Source organism: Oleiphilus sp. HI0123 (genome assembly GCF_001635315.1).
In genome coordinates, this window is record NZ_LWGE01000591.1 from 1 (window position 1) to 378 (window position 378).

At 44.2% G+C, this 378-nt stretch carries 1 pseudogene; it reads right to left on the bottom strand.

Annotated features, from left to right (window positions below):
* Positions 1 to 28 precede the first annotated feature (28 nt).
* Positions 29 to 378: pseudogene (locus A3761_RS28830) on the bottom strand (hypothetical protein); the annotation flags it as partial.

Here is a 378-nt window from a genome sequence, read left to right on the forward strand (position 1 = left end):
CGCCACCCTTATTTGGCAGCGCAGTAAATCAGGCCAGTTTTTTGGGCGATTTTGAAATCGAAACCACTTTTGGCTTTACGGGTGCTTCTTCATTCGCTGAAGCATTATGTTCGGGTATCAACTCATGCTGAGATTGCTTCCAAACAAGGTCATCAATCTCGTTCGATGGGTTATACCCTAGAGGCGCTTTAAGTAGCGTCTCACGCACTGAAGAACAATCAAATAGATGAGAGTATTTATCAATCTTCTCAAGCAAGGCTTCTACTTCAACCCAAGGTAATGAGATCTCACGACCTTTCATAATTCGAGAATGACTGGTTGGTAAAGGGTCGTCGCCAATCAACAACTCTTCGTATAACTTCTCGCCTGGTCGTAAGC